This window comes from Arenibacterium halophilum (genome assembly GCF_005938225.1).
Taxonomy (GTDB): Bacteria; Pseudomonadota; Alphaproteobacteria; order Rhodobacterales; family Rhodobacteraceae; genus Arenibacterium; species Arenibacterium halophilum.
In genome coordinates, this window is the sequence record NZ_VCPC01000001.1 from 1,160,210 (window position 1) to 1,177,115 (window position 16,906).

18 protein-coding genes and 1 tRNA gene are annotated in these 16,906 nt (G+C 63.6%); 6 read left to right on the plus strand and 13 right to left on the minus strand.

Translation table 11 applies throughout. The annotated features are described in order from the left end of the window. Window positions 1–58 precede the first annotated feature (58 nt). From FGK64_RS05600 to folK, 9 genes are all read right to left on the minus strand, one after another. Complete coding sequence (locus FGK64_RS05600) at window positions 59–1,060, minus strand: Hint domain-containing protein (protein ID WP_138862776.1); 1,002 nt, start codon at window positions 1,058–1,060, stop codon at window positions 59–61. A 275-nt stretch (window positions 1,061–1,335) separates the two neighbouring features. Further along, on the minus strand, window positions 1,336–2,013 hold the full coding sequence (rnc, locus tag FGK64_RS05605) for a ribonuclease III (RefSeq protein WP_138862777.1): 678 nt from the start codon (window positions 2,011–2,013) through the stop codon (window positions 1,336–1,338). A 12-nt stretch (window positions 2,014–2,025) separates the two neighbouring features. Next, window positions 2,026–2,862, minus strand: coding sequence for a signal peptidase I (gene lepB, locus FGK64_RS05610; protein ID WP_138862778.1), 837 nt, complete (start codon window positions 2,860–2,862; stop codon window positions 2,026–2,028). Window positions 2,863–2,932: 70 nt separating this feature from the next. Beyond that, window positions 2,933–3,352, minus strand: coding sequence for a holo-ACP synthase (gene acpS / locus FGK64_RS05615; protein WP_138862779.1), 420 nt, complete (start codon window positions 3,350–3,352; stop codon window positions 2,933–2,935). Between the two features lie 31 nt (window positions 3,353–3,383). Beyond that, a complete protein-coding gene (locus tag FGK64_RS05620) occupies window positions 3,384–4,148 on the minus strand; it encodes a pyridoxine 5'-phosphate synthase (protein ID WP_138862780.1) in 765 nt (254 codons plus the stop codon). A 140-nt stretch (window positions 4,149–4,288) separates the two neighbouring features. Beyond that, window positions 4,289–4,957, minus strand: coding sequence for a DUF2062 domain-containing protein (locus tag FGK64_RS05625; RefSeq protein WP_138862781.1), 669 nt, complete (start codon window positions 4,955–4,957; stop codon window positions 4,289–4,291). Window positions 4,958–4,986: 29 nt separating this feature from the next. After that, a complete protein-coding gene (locus tag FGK64_RS05630; protein WP_138862782.1) occupies window positions 4,987–7,119 on the minus strand; it encodes a RelA/SpoT family protein in 2,133 nt (710 codons plus the stop codon). Between the two features lie 25 nt (window positions 7,120–7,144). Then, window positions 7,145–7,498: a DNA-directed RNA polymerase subunit omega gene (gene rpoZ / locus FGK64_RS05635; protein WP_138862783.1), complete on the minus strand. Its 354-nt coding sequence runs from the start codon at window positions 7,496–7,498 to the stop codon at window positions 7,145–7,147. Between the two features lie 81 nt (window positions 7,499–7,579). Beyond that, window positions 7,580–8,149 (minus strand): 2-amino-4-hydroxy-6-hydroxymethyldihydropteridine diphosphokinase, encoded by a 570-nt coding sequence (gene folK, locus FGK64_RS05640; protein ID WP_138862784.1) that lies wholly within the window; start codon window positions 8,147–8,149, stop codon window positions 7,580–7,582. Between the two features lie 139 nt (window positions 8,150–8,288). Between folK and FGK64_RS05645 the strand changes: the two genes are divergently transcribed. From FGK64_RS05645 to rnhA, 5 genes are all read left to right on the plus strand, one after another. Next, the gene (locus FGK64_RS05645; protein WP_138862785.1) at window positions 8,289–8,864 is read left to right on the plus strand and encodes a LabA-like NYN domain-containing protein; all 576 of its coding nucleotides are present in this window, start codon (window positions 8,289–8,291) and stop codon (window positions 8,862–8,864) included. 99 nt (window positions 8,865–8,963) lie between these two features. Beyond that, window positions 8,964–9,914: a 4-hydroxy-3-methylbut-2-enyl diphosphate reductase gene (ispH, locus tag FGK64_RS05650; protein WP_138862786.1), complete on the plus strand. Its 951-nt coding sequence runs from the start codon at window positions 8,964–8,966 to the stop codon at window positions 9,912–9,914. Window positions 9,915–9,989: 75 nt separating this feature from the next. Further along, window positions 9,990–10,607: a LysE family translocator gene (locus FGK64_RS05655; protein ID WP_138862787.1), complete on the plus strand. Its 618-nt coding sequence runs from the start codon at window positions 9,990–9,992 to the stop codon at window positions 10,605–10,607. Window positions 10,608–10,632: 25 nt separating this feature from the next. Further along, a complete protein-coding gene (locus FGK64_RS05660) occupies window positions 10,633–11,235 on the plus strand; it encodes a class I SAM-dependent methyltransferase (protein WP_138862788.1) in 603 nt (200 codons plus the stop codon). After that, window positions 11,228–11,680: a ribonuclease HI gene (gene rnhA / locus FGK64_RS05665; protein ID WP_138862789.1), complete on the plus strand. Its 453-nt coding sequence runs from the start codon at window positions 11,228–11,230 to the stop codon at window positions 11,678–11,680. Before FGK64_RS05660 ends, rnhA begins: the two co-directional genes overlap by 8 nt. A 3-nt stretch (window positions 11,681–11,683) precedes the next feature. On the opposite strand, the gene FGK64_RS05670 is transcribed toward rnhA, so the two are convergent. Both FGK64_RS05670 and FGK64_RS05675 read right to left on the minus strand, forming a co-directional pair. Continuing rightward, window positions 11,684–13,156 (minus strand): caspase family protein, encoded by a 1,473-nt coding sequence (locus FGK64_RS05670; RefSeq protein ID WP_171053981.1) that lies wholly within the window; start codon window positions 13,154–13,156, stop codon window positions 11,684–11,686. A 145-nt stretch (window positions 13,157–13,301) separates the two neighbouring features. Further along, window positions 13,302–13,377: transfer RNA gene (locus tag FGK64_RS05675), tRNA-Trp, on the minus strand. Window positions 13,378–13,499: 122 nt separating this feature from the next. Here FGK64_RS05675 and FGK64_RS05680 point away from each other — a divergent pair. Next, complete coding sequence (locus FGK64_RS05680; RefSeq protein WP_171053982.1) at window positions 13,500–14,183, plus strand: lysophospholipid acyltransferase family protein; 684 nt, start codon at window positions 13,500–13,502, stop codon at window positions 14,181–14,183. Here FGK64_RS05680 and FGK64_RS05685 read toward each other — a convergent pair. Together FGK64_RS05685 and tuf are read right to left on the minus strand one after the other, a co-directional pair. Then, a complete protein-coding gene (locus FGK64_RS05685) occupies window positions 14,180–15,496 on the minus strand; it encodes a tetratricopeptide repeat protein (protein ID WP_138862792.1) in 1,317 nt (438 codons plus the stop codon). The two genes, FGK64_RS05680 and FGK64_RS05685, sit on opposite strands and share 4 nt — an antisense overlap. A gap of 238 nt (window positions 15,497–15,734) precedes the next feature. Continuing rightward, window positions 15,735–16,906: elongation factor Tu (gene tuf / locus FGK64_RS05690; RefSeq protein WP_138863075.1), on the minus strand; the 1,172-nt coding region annotated here is incomplete at its 5' end.

Genomic DNA, 16,906 nt, shown 5'->3' on the forward strand with positions numbered 1-16,906 from the left:
TTAGCGCATGTTGGCCGTCACCGCCAGAGGCTGGGCTGTTGGCAAGCCGACGCGCGTTCTAGGTGCCCGTGCGTCCAAGCACGGCGCGGGCCTCGAAGGCGCGCAGCACGGGGCGCGCCAGGGCCGGGGCGCGCGCGGCCAGTCCGGCAAGCTGTGGGAACAGGCGCAGCACTTCGGACCGCGCGTCCACGTCCAGCGCGCCAAGCGCCCGGGCGCCGGGATGAAAGCTTTCGCTATCCATGCCGGCGGTCGTCAGGATTTCGTGGTCATCGAACAGAAGATGCCAGTATTCCACCGTGCCCTCGGCCGGATCGTGGGTGATATTGACCCCGTCCAACAGCATCCGCGCCGGGCATAGCGCCTGCGGTACCCCCAGCAGCAGTTCGCAGCGCGGACCGCTGAGCAGCACGCGATGGGCCGGTGACACGCAAATGTCGCGCAAGGGCAGACCGCCCCCCAGCGCCCCCGCCTTGATCCGCACCGGGGCCAGATCGCGGTTTCCTGCCCCCAATCGCACCCGTGTCATTGCAACCCAGCGCAAAGGCTGCGCGCCTTTGTCGGCGGTCAGCACCATGTCGCCCGGTTTCAGCGTCTCGATCCGGCGCGGGCCATCGGGCGTATCCACGGGCGTACCGCGCAGGAAACATATGCCGCCATCCGGGTTGGCCGCTGCGATCTCGGCCAGGTCCATCTCGCCATCGTAATCACCGCCGGTGCGGTCTTCGCCGCGCGTGGCGGTGAAGGTCTTGGCGCCCTGGAACCCGTCAAGGTTCACCGCGAATTTCGTGCCGCCGAACATGCCAAAGATGTTGTAGCTGTCTCCGCCCGCCGCGCCTTCATAGCCATCGGGCGTGGCATAGTTCGGCTCGAACACCGGGGTCGGGCCGGGCATCAGCCCGCCGGCCCCGTCGCTGACCGCCGGGTAAACCGTCCAGAACTGGCCATTGGTGACCTCATCCCCGTCGCCCTGCGTCCGCACCAGGAAGAACCGCGAATCCGCATCGCCCAATGTCTTGACCGAGTTAAGCTTGATCGTCGGCACCCCATCCGGGTAGCTCATTTGATTGTTGCCATATGTCGCGATCTGATCGCCCGACAACAGAAAGGATTCGCCTGCCACTTGGTGTTCTTTCTTGAACCTTCACGCCTTTTTCCGGCGCCATGGTGGCTGGATCGTTCTGGATTGCGTCCAAATCGGGACCAATCTGGTCGCAAATTATGATACATGCATTTTTCACGAAATTTTCGTCAGGATGTGTTTGAATTGTGCACAGGTGTTGGGCGACCCGGGGAACCCGGGCCGACATCACGCGGAATGGTGTTGAATGCCGGGGCTTAGCCCAACTGGTCCAGCATCTGTTGCGCGGCCGCCTGTTCGGCGTTGCGCTTTGATGCGGCCTTGGCCTGCGCTTCAGACCCGTCGGCTAGGCGCACGGCAACCGTGAACTCAGGCGCGTGGTCGGGGCCTTCGCGGCGCACCACCTCGTAGCGGGGCGGCGTGTGGCCCTTGGCCTGTTCACGCTCCTGCAGCGCGGATTTTGCATCGCGGGCATCGGTTTCGACCTGCCCGATCCGATCACCCCAAAGGCGCAGCACCATCTCGGCGGCCACGACAAACCCGGCATCGCGGAACACGGCGGCGATCACCGCCTCCATCGCGTCGCCCAGCAGCGCCTGCTTGCGCCGCCCGCCCGACAGCATTTCCGAACGGCCAAGCTTCAGCACCTCGCCCAGCCCGATCTCGCGCGCGACATCGGCGCATGTTTCCTTGCGCACCAGCGTGTTGAACCGGGGCGCCAGCTGGCCCTCGGTCGCGGCCTTGTCATCGTCCAGCAGCGCGCTGGCCATCGCAAGGCCCAGCACACGGTCGCCCAAAAACTCCAGCCGCTGGTTGTCGGTGCGGTTGGGAGAGGACACCGAGCCGTGGGTGAGCGCGCGCACCAGCAGTTCGGGCCGGTCGAACCGATGCCCGATCCGCTCTTCAAAGGCGCGCATCTCGGCCGACAGCTTCATCCCCGACGCGCCCTATTCGATGCCTTTGAAGAAGCGATCGCCACGCCATGTCCAGAAGAACAGCATCGACCGCCCGGCGGAAGAGAACATGATCCGATCGGCGCGACCGATCAGGTTTTCGTAGGGCACCATCCCCACGCCGCCCGCGGTTTGCGGCACGCGGCTGTCGGTGGAGTTGTCGCGATTGTCGCCCATGAAGAAATAATGGCCATCCGGCACAAGGAACACGCCGGTGTCGTCCAGGCTCTGACGGCCGATATTGAGGATCGTGTGGCTGACCCCGCCCGGCAGGGTTTCGATCTGGCGCGATTTCAGGCAGCTTCCGCCCATGCCGACTGGCGCGTTTTCACACCGCGGGGGCGAGCCCTCGGGGCCTTGGGGTGCCATCAGTTCCTCGAATTCGCCCGCGTCCTGAAGGCCGACGGCTTCGTCGTTGATATACAGAACCGAATCGCGCACCTGAACCTTGTCGCCCGGCAGGCCGATCAGCCGCTTGATGAAATCGCTGCCCGTCACCGGGTGGCGGAACACAACCACATCGCCGCGTTCGGGTTCGCTGCCGAACAGGCGCGAATTGTCGCCGCGCGACCAGCCGCAGATGTCGCTGGCATCAATATCGATGCCAAAGCGCGGGATCTTCACGCTGGGGCAGGACGCGTAGGAATAGCCGTAGCTCATCTTGTTGACGAAAAGGAAATCGCCGATCAGCAGCGTTTCCTTCATTGAACCAGAGGGAATCCAGAACGGCTGAAAAAACAGGGTGCGGAAGACGCCGGCGATCAGCAGGGCGTACACGATGGTCTTGATGGTCTCGACCACCGCATTTCCGGGTTTGGCCTGGGTTGCCATACTGCTCTCCGCACGTTGTCGCTGCGCGGTACATGCGGGTAGCCCCGGGCGGTGTCAACCCGGGCCAGCGTCACGTTTCAGGGGTATCGGGGGCCTTGGGGCGGGCCTCGATCACCACGAAGGCCTGCGCCCAGGGATGATCGTCGGTCAGGGTGACGTGGATGATCGCCTCGTGGCCCGGTGGGGTCATGCTGTCCAGCCGCTCTTTCGCCCAGCCGGTCATATGCATCACCGGCTGACCGGTGCGCAGATTCGACACGGCCATGTCCTTCCACGCGATGCCCATGCGCAGGCCGGTGCCCAGCGCCTTGGAACAGGCCTCTTTCGCGGCCCAGCGCTTGGCATAGGTGCCGGGCGTGTCGGCGCGGCGTTCCGCCTTGGCCTGTTCGATGTCGGTGAAGACGCGGTTGCGGAACCTGTCGCCGAACCGGTCGAGCGTACCCGCGATTCGATCAATGTTGGCCAGATCGGTGCCGATGCCGAGGATCACGATGCGCCCCCCGGCCGAGGGAAGCGCGGCATCAGGACACCGCGCGCTGGCTGCGGGCGTCGTCCATCAGGCGGCGCATTTCCGCGATTGCGGGGGTTAGCCCGCGAAAGATCGCCTCTCCGATCAGGAAATGGCCGATGTTCAGCTCGCGCACTTCGGGGAACGCGGCAATCGGCTGAACGGTGTCATAGGTCAGCCCGTGGCCCGCGTGCACTTCGAGCCCGAGCGAATGGGCGAATGCCGACATCTCGCGCAGCGCGGCCAGTTCGCGGTCGCGCTCGGCCAGGCGGCCCTCGGCGTGGGCGTCGCAATAGGCGCCTGTGTGCAGCTCGATCACCTCGGCGCCGATGCGATGCGCGGCCTCGATCTGGCGGCGGTCGGCGGCGATGAAGATCGACACGCGGCATCCGGCCTCGCGCAGCGGGGCGATGAAATGCGCCAGCCGGTTTTCCTCGCGCGCGACTTCAAGCCCGCCCTCGGTCGTGCGTTCCTCGCGCTTCTCGGGCACGATGCAAACAGCATGGGGCCGATGGCGCAGGGCGATGGCCTGCATCTCGGCCGTGGCGGCCATTTCAAAGTTCAGCGGCACACGCAGCGCGGCCATCAACCCGTCGATGTCGGCGTCGCTGATGTGGCGGCGATCTTCGCGCAGATGTGCCGTGATACCATCGGCGCCCGCCGCCTCGGCCATCTGCGCGGCGCGGACCGGGTCCGGCGTGGCACCGCCGCGCGCGTTCCGCACGGTGGCGACATGGTCGATGTTCACGCCAAGGCGCAGGGGGGATTGGGTTGTCATGGCCTGGCTCCGCCGATGTGTCTTTCCCGTGGTTCTAGCGCAAGGCGGCGGCATGGAAAACACCCCAGCCGCCGTGGAAAGGAACGTGCGGGTGACTCCGCCAGGAGTATTTTGGCCGAAAAGAAGCCGGGTCTGCGGCGTCAGTCTGCCTTTTTGGCGTTGGATTTGCGCGTGGCCTCGGCGACGGCGGCCTTTTTGCGGATCGCTTCGAACTTGGCCTTGATCGCGCCGCGACGGCGTTTCTGATAGGCGCGGATCACCGGGACCGAGAGGTAATAGGCGATACAGCCTGCGATCACGCCGGGGATCAGCCCGCCGATCATGTAGGGAAAGAACACCTCGTCATAGAACACGCGCAGGCCCTGCCAATCGGCAGTGCGGTCGGTGAAGATGGCAAGGAAATTGTTGGTCAGGTCGTGGCCCGCATCGGCGAATTTCCCACCGAAAGAGCGGTGCTTGCCTTCGTCGAAACGGGTGCCCAGCAGGGTGTAACCGGTTTTGAGCGAAACGAGGCCGATCGGGACGTAGGTCAGCGGGTTACCGAAGAAGGTGGCCATCAGCGCGGCGAAGATGTTGCCGCGCAGGGTGCGCGCGACGATGGCGGCGACCACAAAGTGCATCCCGTAGAAGGGCGTGAAGGTGGTGAAGACCCCGGCAAAGATCCCGCGCGCGATTCGTTCGGGGCTGTCGGGCAGACGGCGGACGCGGTGTTTGACGTAGTGGAACGCGCGGGTCCAGCCGCCCCGGGGATACAGGAAATCCGCGATCGTGCGCAGCAGCGGGCGTCGGTCACGGCGTCTGAATACCAAGGGAACGTCCTTCTTTCCCGGGTTACGAGTTATCCTGCCCGCGCATGGGGCTTCGATTTTTCGCGGAACCGCTCGACCGCGGCGACATCGCTATCCGCCTCGAGTGTCAGCATTAAGGAATGAAGTTGTTCGGCATCCCTCAATTCCACGTCGATCATAAGGCGGTAAAAATCCGGTTTCCGATCCACGAAATTCAGGTTCGAGATATTGGCCTTCTTCTCTCCGATCAAGGTGCAGATCCGCCCCAGGACGCCCGCGTCGTTGCCGATGGTCAGATCGATGGTCGCGCCATAGACCGCCGGATGGGTGCCGTCGTGCCAGTGCAGGTCGATCCAGCGGTCGGGTTGATCTTCGTAATCGCCAAGCAGATCGCAATCGATCGCGTGGACCACAACGCCCTTGCCCCGGAAGGTGATCCCGACAATGCGTTCGCCCGGCAGCGGCTGGCAGCAATGGGCACGTTCGAACGACTGCCCGGGGGCAAGGCCGACCACAGCGCGGCGGGGCGAAATCTGATCGGCCTCGACGCGGGCCAGTTCGGGATAGACCGACTGCACAACTTCGTGTGTCGTCAGTTCGGCGCTGCCAAGGCGGGCCAGCAGTTCGTCCTGGCCATCAAGACGCAACAGCCGCGCGGCGGTTGCCAACGCCTTGTCGGTGGCCTGCCGTCCGACATGCTCAAAGGCCGAGCGCGCCAACTCGCGGCCCAGCTTGATAAAGCGTTCGCGGTCGATCACCCGCAGGGCGCGACGGATCGCGGTGCGCGCCTTGCCGGTGGTCGCAATGTCCAGCCAGCTGACCTGCGGCGTCTGGCCTTCGGCGGTGATGATCTCGACCGACTGGCCGTTCTTGAGCCGGGTCCACAGCGGCACGCGGATGCCATCGACCTTTGCGCCCACGCAGGCGCTGCCGATGCGGGTGTGGATCGCAAAGGCGTAATCGATCGGCGTCGCCCCGCGCGGCAGCTTGATCACGTCACCCTTGGGGGTGAAGCAGAACACCTGATCGGAATACATCTCGAGCTTGACCGCTTCGAGGAATTCCTCGTGGTTTTCTTCAGAGTCGAATTGTTCGGTCAGCGAGCTGATCCATTTGGCCGGGTCCACCGCAAACGGGTTTCGCGCGCGCACGCCATCGCGATAGGACCAATGCGCCGCCACGCCGGTTTCGGCCACGTCATGCATCTGGTGAGTGCGGATCTGCACCTCGACCCGCTTGCCGTCGCGGCCCGACACCGTGGTGTGGATCGAGCGGTAGCCGTTGGTTTTGGGCTGGCTGATGTAATCCTTGAACCGGCCCGGCACCGCGCGCCAACGCTGGTGAATTGCACCCAGCACCCGGTAACAATCTTCTTCGGAGCCGGTGATGATGCGAAAGCCATAAATGTCGGACAGGCGGGAAAAGCCCTGATCCTTTTCCTGCATCTTGCGCCAGATCGAATAGGGTTTCTTGGCGCGGCCGAACACTTCGGCCTCGATCCCCGCCTTCTCCAGTTCGGCCCGCATGTCGCGGGTGATGCGCGGAATCACATCACCGGATTCGCGTTGCAGGGTGATGAAGCGACGGATGATCGACTGGCGGCCCTCGGGGTTCAGCACCCGGAAAGAGAGATCTTCGAGTTCCTCGCGCATCCACTGCATCCCCATGCGGCCCGCAAGCGGCGCGAAGATGTCCATGGTTTCGCGCGCCTTCTGCACCTGCTTTTCAGGGCGCATCGACTTGATCGTGCGCATGTTGTGCAAACGGTCGGCCAGCTTCACGAGAATGACCCGCAAATCCTTGCTCATCGCCATGAACAGCTTGCGGAAGTTTTCGGCCTGCTTGGTTTCGGCGCTCGACAGTTGCAGGTTGGTCAGCTTGGTGACGCCATCGACCAGCTCGGCCACTTCCTTGCCAAACCGGTTCGACACTTCCTGATACGAGGCCTTGGTATCCTCGATCGTGTCGTGCAGCAGGGCGGTGATGATGGTGGCGTCGTCCAGCCGCTGTTCCGTCAGGATCGCGGCGACGGCGACGGGATGCGTGAAATAGGGCTCGCCCGAGTGGCGGAACTGGCCCTCGTGCATCGCCGCGCCGTAGTCGTACGCCTCTGTCAGGCGGGCGACATTTGTCTTGGGGTTGTAGTTTCGGACCAACTCGATCAGGTCGTCAGCAGAAATCATCCGGTCCGAACCCTGCCTTTGGTTCTCAGCCCTGGCCTTGGGCCTCCATCAGAGCGCGCAGCAGCCGCTCTTCCGACATATCGTCCTCGACCGGCTTGTCGTTCTCGGCCCCCATAAGCAGCGCCATCGAATCCTCTTCGGGTTCGTCGACTTCGATCTGGCTCTGGTTGCTTTCGATCAGACGCTCACGCAGATCATCGGCGCGCTGGGTCTCATCCGCGATCTCGCGCAGGCTGACGACGGGGTTCTTGTCGTTGTCACGATCCACGGTGATCGGCGCCCCGGCCGAAATTTCGCGGGCACGGTGTGCCGCCAGCATCACCAGTTCGAACCGGTTCGGAACCTTGTCAACGCAGTCTTCGACCGTCACGCGGGCCATGGAACATTCTCCAAGCTTGAGAAACCTTACAGAAGGTCGCTATCTAAAGAGGATTCTGCCGAAACACAAGGCGCAAGCCCCCTAAATCGGGCGCACCGCGTCAATTTCGCCCGGCGCAAGCGCCGCAGCCATCTGCGCAACCGTGCGCCCGGTGACAGGATGAACCCAGTCAGGGCAAATGTCCAGCATCGGCACCAGCACAAAGGCGCGCTCCTGCAGACGGGGGTGCGGCACAATGGCGCTGTCCGGTGCTTTTTCGCCGCGCGCTTCGGGCGGCAGGTTCATCCACCCGGCCTGGGTTGCAGGGTCCGGAAAAATCTCCTGCCCGGCGGCAATCACGTCCAGATCAAGTGTCCGTGCGCCCCATCTTTCCTGCCGTTCCCGGCCGAAATCACGCTCGATCCGATGAAGGCTTGCCAAGAGGTCGGGGATAGATGCATGATTTTCAACAATAAGTGCTGCATTCACGTAATCTGGCCCGGCACCCGCCGGAAAACAGGGCGTGGCATAAAACCTGCTAATGGCGCGAATCATTCCGACCTGACGCGAAATGGCGCCAATCGCACAGCTCACGGTTGACCCGACGGAATGTTGCGCCAAAGGCAGATTTCCGCCCAGCGCGATAACGATTTCATTCCGGTTCTTGAACAATTTTGACCTCTCCCCACCTAGTCTTTAGACTTGCGGACTGAATCAGTTACCTTATTTTAAGTCCACCGCGTAGCTGAATTTTTCACTCACTCACTCACTCACGGACAAAGCGGCGCGGCTTACCGGAAGGACGATAATAATGTTTTACAAGGACGAACGGCTCGCGCTGTTCATCGATGGATCGAATTTGTACGCGGCCGCGAAGGCCCTGTCGTTCGACATCGACTACAAGCTGTTGCGACAGGAATTCATGCGTCGCGGCAAGCTTCTGCGCGCGTTTTACTATACAGCCCTGCTTGAGAACGACGAATATTCGCCGATCCGGCCGCTGGTGGACTGGTTGCATTACAACGGGTTCACGATGGTCACGAAACCGGCCAAGGAATACACCGACAGCATGGGGCGTCGGAAGGTGAAGGGTAACATGGATATCGAACTTGCCGTCGATGCCATGGAACTGGCGCCGCGTGTGGACCACATCGTTCTGTTTTCCGGCGACGGCGATTTCCGCCCGTTGGTGGAAAGCCTGCAACGTCAGGGTGTCCGGGTGTCGGTCGTCTCGACCATCCGCAGCCAGCCGCCGATGATTTCGGACGAATTGCGCCGCCAGGCCGACAACTTCATCGAACTGGAAGAGCTGAAGGAAGTCATTGGCCGTCCGCCCCGCGATCATTCGCAGGACGACTCGCGCGTGGCTGCAGCCGGCGCCAGATAACGAAACCGCCCGGGCAAAGGCCCTGACAGCGCCGGAGAACCGGCGCGGTTTTCGCGTTTGGGGCAGCTCTGACCCCAACAGCGCGATGGAGCGTCCATCATGACAAAACCACCCCTGACATTGTATCTGGCTGCACCGCGCGGGTTCTGCGCCGGTGTCGACAGAGCCATCAAGATCGTGGAAATGGCGATCCAGAAATGGGGTGCGCCGGTCTATGTGCGCCATGAAATCGTGCACAACAAGTTCGTCGTCGACGGGCTGCGGGACAAGGGGGCGGTGTTTGTCGAAGAACTTGACGAATGCCCCGCCGACCGTCCCGTGATCTTTTCCGCGCATGGCGTGCCGAAATCGGTCCCGGCCGAGGCGGAACACCGCAACATGGTTTACGTCGATGCCACCTGCCCCTTGGTCAGCAAGGTGCATATCGAGGCCCAGCGCCACGCCGACGCCGGGTTGCAGATCATCATGATTGGCCATCGCGGCCACCCTGAAACCATCGGCACAATGGGCCAGCTGCCCGAAGGCGACGTGCTGCTGGTGGAAACCGAGGCCGATGTGACCGATGTCGTCGTGCGCGACCCCGCGCGCATTGCTTATGTCACCCAGACCACGCTCTCGGTCGATGACACAGCCGGGATCGTGGCCGCCTTGCAGGCACGGTTTCCCGCCATCGTCGGCCCGCACAAGGAAGACATCTGCTATGCCACGACCAACCGGCAAGAGGCCGTGAAAGCCATCGCACCCCGTGCGCAGGCAATGCTGGTGGTGGGCGCGCCCAATTCGTCAAATTCCAAACGTCTGGTCGAAGTCGCGGCCCGCGCCGGGTGCAGTTATTCGCAACTGGTGCAACGCGCCACCGACATCGACTGGCGCGCGCTGGACGGCGTGCGCACCATGGGGCTGACCGCGGGCGCCTCGGCGCCTGAAACGCTGGTGTCAGAAGTGGTCGATGCCCTTGCCGACCGCTTTGACCTGACCGTCGAGCCGGTAGAAACCGCCGTTGAGAACGTCGAATTCAAAGTGCCCCGGGTGCTGCGCCAACCGGCCTAGTCGCATGCCTTGCGGGTTGTCAGAACCCGCGGGCCGTGGCAGGTACGAACACCTGCACCGCGCGAAAGGCTTTTGATGTCTGTTGAATTCCTGCTGACCGCCCTGATTGTCTGCCTCACGCCCGGGATCGGTGTGATCTTCACGCTCTCGACCGCACTTGGCGGAGGGCTGTCGCGCGGGCTTTGGGCGGCGCTCGGCTGCACCATCGTCACCGCCGTCCATCTGGCTGCCGCGATGGCCGGGCTGGCCGCGATCCTGCACACCTCGGCCCTGCTGTTCCAGACCATCAAATTCGCCGGTGTCGCCTATCTGCTGTGGATGGCGTGGACCACGCTGCGCGGCACTGGTGCGCTGCGGGTCGAGCCGGATCGCGCAGCCCGATCGTCGGCTCCGGCAACGATCGTGATGCGGGGTATCCTGCTGAACCTGCTGAACCCGAAACTGCCGATCTTCTTCGTCGCCTTCCTGCCGCAGTTCATGCCCGCCGACGCGGCGGCCCCGACGCTTCTGATGGCGCAGTTGGGCGCCGGTTTCGTTGCCATGACAGGCGCGGTGATGGTGGGCTATGCGCTGGTTTCCTCTGTGGTGCGCGCCCATCTGGTAGAAAATCAACGCGCCATGACGTGGATGCGCCGCGCCTTTGCCGCGTCGTTCGCCGGGCTGGCCGCGCGCCTGATGGCCGAACGCGCCTAAGCGCCGCAAGACAACCGTTGCCGATATGACCGACCCCGACACCATTCGCGTCTACGACACACGCGCCGCCGAGTATGCCGCGCGGTTTCAGGGCGCACCCGACCCCGCACAGGATGCCTTTGCGTCTGCCCTGCCCGCCCGCGCCCGCGTGCTGGACCTTGGCTGTGGCCCCGGGCACATGGCCGCCCGGCTGGCCGACGCAGGCCACGAGGTACTGGCCACCGATGCCTCGGCCGAGATGGTGCGCCTTGCCGGGCGCCATCCCGGGGTCAAGGCGCAGCAAGCCACGTTCGACGACCTTGGCACCCTGCCCCCGGCCAGTCTTGATGGCGTATGGGCCAATTTTTCGCTGCTGCACGCCCCCCGCGACCGTTTTGATGCCCACCTTGCCGACATCGCCACCGCGCTGCGCCCCGGCGGGCTGTTCCATATCGGCATGAAAACCGGCAAAGACAGCGCCCGCGACGCCCTCGGCCGGAGCTATACCTACTACTCGGCCGTTGATCTGACTGCCCGTCTGGATGCGCAGGGCTTCGAGATATTGGAACAATCGCATGGCGCAGAGGCGGGTCTGGCCGGTGCGGTCGAACCCTGGATCACCTTGCTGACACGGAAAACCGATGGCTGAGTATTTTGCCTATACCGATGGCGCCTGTTCGGGAAATCCCGGCCCCGGTGGCTGGGGTGTGCTGTTGCAGGCCAAGCAGGGCGACAGCGTGGTCAAAGAGCGTGAGCTGAACGGCGGCGAGCCGCAGACCACCAACAACCGGATGGAACTGCTGGCCGCGATCAACGCTTTGGAAACGCTGGGCCGGGCGACCGAAATCACCGTGGTGACCGACAGCAACTACGTCAAGAACGGCATCACCGGCTGGATCCACGGCTGGAAGCGCAACGGCTGGAAAAACGCCGCCAAGAAACCCGTCGCCAATGCCGAGTTGTGGCAGCGGCTGGACGCGGCTCAGGCGCGCCACAAGGTGACGTGGAAATGGGTTAAGGGCCATGCCGGGCACCCCGAAAACGAACGCGCCGACGAACTGGCCCGCAAGGGGATGAAACCCTTCAAAAGCTAGGTGCTACGGGCAGTCATAGAATTTGCGGCGCGGGCCTTTGCATTCGATCTGCTCCGATCCCTTTTCCGGCAGCAGCTTGGTCCGGCGCGGCTCTCGGCTGTCTTGCGGCAGCGTTTGCGGTTGCGGAGTCGGCGCCGCGGATACCGGAGCGGTGGCCGGCTTCGTCGACACACGCGGCTGCGGTGTGCGGCGCACAGCCGCCACCTGTGGGCATTCGACGCCCACATTGTCCTGTACCTGCGCAAGCGTCTCCTGCAATGGCGCGCCGCCTACGGTAGCCTGCGATGGCAGGTCGATCCCGGCGGCCGCCGCAAAGCGCGCCAAGGCACCGCGAGAGCCGCGGCCCAGAATGCCATCAATCGCGCCCCGATAGCACCCGGCGTCGCGCAGCAATACCTGCAACTGCCGCGCCACTTCGTCATCCGGGACAGGCACGGCACGGGCTATTGCCTGCGGGTCTGGCGTGGGTGTCGGCTCTGGCTCGGCACGAGCGGCGGGGCGCTCGGGATTTGGGCCGGCGGCCTCGGGGGTGGCAAGCGCCACACGCGCACCGCGCAGCGACTCGCGCTTTTCCAGCGCGAAGGCATACAAAGGGTGATCGCTTTGCCCTTCATGTCGCAAAAGGAACCCATTCCAGGCATCGAAATCGCCGGCGCGATCGGTGGAGATGAAATCTTCTGAAATGCTGGGGCCCGCAGCCTGCGCCACGGGCTGACTGGCGCCTTTGCTATTGGGGTTGATGACAAATTCCCCGCCACCCAGCGACGTATACACAAATGGTGCGGCATCCGGCACATCCTGGCGCATCTGGTCGCGTACCCGCCCCAAAAGGCGGCGCACATCCGTGGGCGGCCCCTCCAGCGCGCTTAGAAACGCGCGGGTAAAAGGCGAATTTCCGCCAGAGGCCCCATCGGGCGTAATCTCTCCGGCGGCAGCGGCATAGGCGATCAGCGTGTCCGCCTGCGCGAATTCGATCCGCCCCAGCCCCGCCTTGACGCTGCGCCCCGCCTCGGCGCGCTTCATCTTGACGACGAAAGGGTTGTTGCGGCAGGCATCCAGCACCACCATCTTAAGCGCCTTCGCCCCCGAGATCTGGGCCAGCACCAGGTCAAGGTCGATCATCTCGAGCTCAGCGTCGCGCTCGTCTTCCAGCCGCGCGTCCACCGGCACCAGATAGTTGCGGCCCGCAATCTCGATCCCGTGGCCTGCATAATACACCAGCGCCACCTCGGCCCGGTCGGCCAACTCGCGAAATTCACGCAGGGTGTCACGCATCCGCACGCGGTTCAGATCGTTCGCGGCAATCACATCGAACCCCTGCCGCGCCAGCGCCCGCGATACATCGCGCGAATCGTTTGCCGGATTGTCGAGCACGGCCACCGAGTCATAGGCCGCGTTGCCGATCACCAGCGCGACCTTGTCCGCCATCGCACCCGAGGGCAGCAACAGAAGAAAGACCAATAGAATGCGTATCATGGCGGGGCCTCGATACTGAAATGTCAGAACCACTGCGCCCATGGTAGCAGATGCACCCCCGGGCAATCACCCCATTCTGGGCGAAACCCGCGCCAAAGCTGTGAACCCGGTCACATCCGGGCAGATTTCGCAAATTTCGGGAAACTGGCAGGGGCAGCAGGGTTCGAACCCGCGACCTACGGTTTTGGAGACCGTCGCTCTACCAACTGAGCTATACCCCTAAGGCCGCGCATGATCTATGACAGGCCCGCGCGCGGGGCAAGGGGGAAATTGCCCCGCTCTTGCCTTGCGGGCGATTTCGCGGTGTAAGCGCAGGCACCGTCACCGACCGAAAGGCGCACCCGTGTCGCTTCGCAGGAAAATCGCCGACAGCAAGCGGGTCAACCGCGCCGTGGAGTCGTTCTTCGCGGGGTATATTCGCTTTGCCCAACGCACCTCGCGCTGGGAGGCGGAGGGATTCGAGGCTATGGATGCGGTTCTGGCGCAGGGCGAGCCGGTCATTTTTTCCGTCTGGCATCAGCGGCTTGTGATGGCACCCTTCATGTTCAATCAGGACCTGGGAAAGTTCTGCTCGCTGACCAGTTCGGCCCGGGCCGGGCGGCTGGTCGGGAAGGTTCTGGGCCGGTTCGGCTTTGCCACCATCCCGATGTCGAGCCACAAACGCCATGTCGCCCTGTCGCGCGAAGTCCTGCGCCACATCGGCGAAGGCTATAGCATCGGTATCGCGGTGGATGGGCCGCGCGGCCCGGCGCGGCAGGCGTCAACCGTGCCCATCGTCTGGGCGCGCAGCACGGGCAAGCGCGTGTTCGTTCTGTCCTGGTCGGCCAATCGCGCGCTCACCTTTCCAAGTTGGGACAGGATCATGCTGCCAGTGCCGTTTTCGCGCGGTGTTCTGATGTGCCGGGAGTGGAATGAAACCGTCCCGCGCAAAGCCGACGCCGAGACGGTCGAGACGCTGCGCCTGAACCTGCAATCCGCGCTCGACACGATCACCGACGACAGCGACAGGCGCACCGGGCGGCTTTAGCCTCCGCTGGCCTGTGACACGTATCGGTCGCGCAGCTTCACCGCACGGGCATGTTCGTTGCGACCCAGAAGGGCCTTGATGAAATCGGGCAGCTTTTCCTTGCTCAAACCGGCCCGCAGCGCTGCATCGAACCGGACCTCGGCCTCGTCGTAACGGCCTTCCGCAACCAGAACGAGCGTGGCGTAGTACAGCGCCCATTTATCGGTCGGGCGAAAGCCCAGAGAGCGGTCTATCGCCTGTCGCGCCAACACGGTGTTTCCCATCACCAGCGCAATCCGCGTCTGGAGCAGAACATCGTGAAAATCGGCATCGCCGCGGGCGTCAATCCGGTCGATCTGGTCCAGCGCCTGCGCACTGTGGCCGGTATCGACCAGCATCCGTGCGTACCAGTACAACAGAAAGCTGTTGTAGCCGACAGCCTTGTCTCCTGTGGCCAGTGCGGCAACCGCATCGTCATTTCGGCGCAGCCGGAACAGTGCCCGCGCCTTGCGCACGTATCCTTCGGACCACCCGGGATCGGCGGCGATCATCCGGTCAGCATCGCGCAGGGCCATTCCCAGACGCCCGAGGTTGAACAGCACCAGCGAGCGTCGCGACAGGGCGGCCAGATAATCGGGCCGCTCTTCCAATGCGCGGTTCACATAGGGCAGTGCCTGTGCCCATTTCCCGCTACGTCCCAAGACATAGGACAATCCGTAGAGCGAGGCCGCATCGTCAGGCTGTACGTCTATCGCACGGCGAAAGGCGGCTTCAGCCTCGGCAAGGCGGCCTGCCTCTTCAAGAAACCAACCTTTACGGCGCAGCGCCCAGATATACTCCGGGTCGATCGTCAGGGCGGTATCGATCCGGGCCAAGGCCGCATCCAGCGGATCAAGGCGCGCCATATAGCGCGCGGCGCCGTACCCGGCCAGCACTTCGGCATTGGGGGACACATCCATCGCCCGGGCAAACAGCTCCGCTGCCTGATCGTATGAATCGTCGTCATAGGCCAGCCAGGCAAGGCCCGTCATCCCGTCTTCCGAGTTTGGATAACGCGCCAGTATCTGCTGAAAAACACTCCGCGCACCGTCGATATCGTTCAGGTAATAGTGCGCCCAAGCCAGCCCATCCATCAGATCCTGCCGGGTTCGGTCGGAGATATCCGGACGGTCCAGCGCCACCCGGCACGCAGACATGATCCGGGCGTAGTCGCCGGTGAATTCGGTGCAGGTTCGGGCCTGATCGGTCGCGGCACCGGTATCGGACGGCCGCGCCACCCCCATAAAGGGAACCAGCGCCAGAAACAGCGTCAGTACAAATCTACCTAGTCGCATATTCCGTTTTGTCTTCTTACCCGCTTAAAACCCTACGTCCTGATACATGAATATCAACCCTGTCGTTGCGCAGGGCGGCAAAGTCTGGCCAACACGATCCCGCGAGTGCCGCAATTTCCGCCGATCACGGGACGAGCTTTTCAGAAAAGCGTGAACAAACGAAAAACGGCCCCCCAAGGTGGGAGGGCCGTTTCAATCACGCTGGTGGCAGGGGGGGGTCCCCCTGCCCCGCTATGTCTTATTCGACGATCTTCGACACCACGCCGGCGCCGACGGTGCGGCCGCCTTCGCGGATGGCGAAGCGGAGGCCCTGCTCCATCGCGATCGGGGCAATCAGCTCGACGCCGAAGCTCACGTTGTCGCCGGGCATTACCATTTCCGTACCTTCGGCCAGTGTCACCGTGCCGGTCACATCCGTGGTGCGGAAGTAGAACTGCGGGCGGTAGTTGGCGAAGAACGGCGTGTGACGGCCACCTTCATCCTTGGTCAGGATATAGGCTTCGGCTTCGAACTTCTTGTGCGGCTTCACGGAACCGGGCTTGCAGAGCACCTGGCCACGTTCCACGCCTTCACGGTCCACACCGCGCAGCAGGGCGCCGATGTTGTCGCCGGCTTCACCCCGATCCAGCAGCTTGCGGAACATTTCCACGCCGGTGCAGGTGGTTTTCTTGGTGTCGCGGATGCCGACGATTTCGATTTCGTCGCCCACGTTGATCACGCCACGCTCGACACGGCCGGTCACAACGGTGCCGCGGCCCGAGATCGAGAACACGTCTTCGATCGGCATCAGGAACGGCTGGTCCACGGCGCGCTCGGGCGTCGGGATCCATTCGTCGACAGCGGCCATCAGCTTCTTGATCGACTCTTCGCCGATTTCCGCGTCGCGGCCTTCCATTGCGGCCAGAGCCGAACCCGGAATGATCGGAATGTCGTCGCCGGGGTAGTCATACGAGCTCAGCAGTTCGCGGACTTCCATTTCCACCAGCTCCAGCAGCTCGGCGTCGTCAACCTGGTCGACCTTGTTGAGGTAGACGACCATGGTCGGGATGCCGACCTGGCGGCCCAGCAGGATGTGCTCGCGGGTCTGGGGCATCGGGCCGTCGGCCGCGTTCACCACCAGGATCGCGCCGTCCATCTGGGCGGCACCGGTGATCATGTTCTTCACATAGTCGGCGTGGCCGGGGCAGTCGACGTGCGCATAGTGACGCGCTTCGGTTTCATACTCGACGTGCGCGGTCGAGATGGTGATGCCGCGGGCTTTCTCTTCCGGCGCGCCGTCGATCTGGTCGTAGGCCCGGAAATCGCCAAAGTATTTCGTGATCGCCGCCGTCAGCGTCGTCTTGCCGTGGTCAACGTGACCAATCGTGCCGATGTTCACGTGCGGTTTGTTGCGTTCAAACTTTGCCTTTG